Below are 2,378 nucleotides of genomic sequence, written 5' to 3' on the forward strand. Positions count from 1 at the left end.
CCTACACGGCCAGACAGCGAAACGGCAAGAGCTTGGAAAGACGAGATGCCTTTTGATGAGCTTTTACCCGAAAGTAGCAAGCGCCACATTTCAAAGAAGTGACGGATTTGAACAAATCGAGTCATGATGGAGTAGAACAAACCTGCACCTAAACATAGGTAGATAAGTACTGGGCTCCAGATTATTCCATTCAAAAAATCAACGAACGACTGCATGAGTATTTTCCCTGTTAGTTTTGCTTATGATTGTTTTTCGAACAACACAATACTTCACTTGTAACCCGAGTGTTAAATTATTTAACTGCGCATTGGGATTACTGTGACATAAAGCAAGTTATAGAGGGTGTTTGTTAATGCTTAGTGCTAATTCGATAATCGTTCCATTTAACTTGTTATGCAACAGATTGTTGCGGCTGGTGTTTTGCAAAGTGAATAAATAGTGATTAATACAAAAGGGTGGGGAGGTGCGCAGAAGAAGGGTAGGTGTGCACAATAGACGAAATTGCGTAAAACAGCGGTTAAAGCCACTTAGCATGAACGGCTGATATATGAGTGGTGAGATGGATTTGATTGGAATATATCACCTGCATCGAGTGATCTCGCAGGTCTAAGAGACTGTGTTTTTTGAAGGTTCGATAGTTGAGGACTTCATGTTTACTGAGGGAAAGTGGCTAGTTTGATGCGTGTTTCAAACAACCACAAACCCTCGCGCCTTTAGTTCTTGAGCGAATTCAGACTGAGTATTTGGCTCACCGTGAATCAAATGCACCTCTTTCGGTGGAGTCGCGATGCCCTCTATAAATCGATTGAGATCCTCTTTATCGGCATGAGCAGAATAGCCAGACATGCCATGAATTTGAGCATTAACCTCAACGTCTTTGTTATCAATAGAAACTTGCATTTCGCCTTGTTGCAGCTCTCGTCCGAGCGTTCCGTGTGCTTGATAGCCCGCTAAAATCACATCCGTCCGTTTATCGGGAAGCAAAGCGGATAAGTAGTTCATTATCCTGCCGCCCTGACACATTCCAGAAGCTGCGACCACAATCGCGGGTTCACCTGTCGACTTGAGGCGATTCACGATTTTCTTGTGCATTCTATGTCCATCAACCGTAATGCACTGCTCAAAAGCGAGTGGGTGACGTTTCAGTTCAAGACGCTGCTTTGCTTCTTGCCCCCATAACTCTTTAAAGCGTCGGTAGGATCGCGTCACCTTTTCTGCCATAGGCGAATCGAGGATGATAGGAATATCGCTGCTGAGTTGATGCTCAAAAATTAGGTGTTCGATATCAAATAGTAGTTCCTGTGTTCGACCGATGCTAAAAGCCGGAATTAGAATAACGCCGCCATCGAGTAACGAACGATCAATGATTGATTTGAGGCGTTCAGAGCGTGAAGCAATATCGTCGTGCGTGCTAGTGCCGTAAGTCGACTCAATAAACAGATAGTCGGCTTGTTGTGGTGGTTTAGGATCCGGCAGCAGTGGCGTGTTACTAGGGCCCAAGTCGCCTGAAAAGACCACTACTTCTTGGTTGGGTAACTTAATCTCTATATAGGCCGAACCTAAGATATGCCCTGCAGGTTGAAAACGAGCATACAGAGTATTTGGCCTATGATGATCCTTTCCGTTGTTTTGTTGTGTGGACGTGATGGGAAAGCAATCTCCGTAAGGCTTGGGAGCAATCAACGAATGAATTTTTTTAAGGATGAGTTTAGATTGTTTATGACTGAGCCCTTGCAGTTTTAGGCCGTCTTCAATCATTAAAGGAGCGAGTTCAGCCGTCGCCTGAGTGCAATAAATCGGTTGGTTAAAGCCACTGGCGAGTAACCAAGGTAATCGACCAATATGATCAATGTGGGTATGGGTCAGCAGCAGAGCGTTGAGGTGGGAAGTTTCAAATTCAATATCAAGAGAACGTGCATCCGAACCTTGAAAAAGGCCACAGTCGATGAGCACCGCTTGGCCTGAATCTCTTAGTTCGTGACAAGATCCTGTGACAGTATGTTTTCCGCCATGGTGAATCACTTCCATCGTTTACTCCCATTGCTCTTTAAAGCCATTAACGCCTGTTTTTATTTTGCGGATAAGCGCCAGCAAGTAAAACAAGAACAATGAGAGTTGCGATCGTTGAGTGTCTTTTTAAGTAACTGAGCGATGACTCAGTGGGTTCGTTGCGAGTTAGCTCGTAGAAGAACGGTCTGAATCCAGCTCTGGGTTTTTCTGTGCTTCTAAACGAGCCACTTCGGCATCTAATTGTGCGATTTTTTCAGCCATCAAGGCATGGCAGCGATTCGCTAACTCTCTTGCGTCGCTGAGCTTGTATCCAGAGACATCTATAGGCTCCAGCATCTCGGTGATCACAATGCCATTATTAACTCGGT

Annotated in this window: 1 protein-coding gene and 2 pseudogenes; all 3 read right to left on the reverse strand. The window is 44.7% G+C overall.

Features of this window, described 5'->3' with window-relative positions; translation table 11 throughout:
- Positions 1-215, reverse strand: a pseudogene (locus AB4496_RS11680) (sodium:alanine symporter); the annotation flags it as partial.
- A gap of 472 nt (positions 216-687) precedes the next feature.
- The gene (locus tag AB4496_RS11685) at positions 688-2,028 is read right to left on the reverse strand and encodes an MBL fold metallo-hydrolase (RefSeq protein WP_102258220.1); all 1,341 of its coding nucleotides are present in this window, start codon (positions 2,026-2,028) and stop codon (positions 688-690) included.
- A 147-nt stretch (positions 2,029-2,175) separates the two neighbouring features.
- Positions 2,176-2,378 (reverse strand): annotated as a pseudogene (locus AB4496_RS11690) (1-acyl-sn-glycerol-3-phosphate acyltransferase); the annotation flags it as partial.

Source organism: Vibrio sp. 10N.222.46.A1, from assembly GCF_041473595.1.
In the GTDB taxonomy this organism is placed as follows: Bacteria; Pseudomonadota; Gammaproteobacteria; order Enterobacterales; family Vibrionaceae; genus Vibrio; species Vibrio tasmaniensis_A.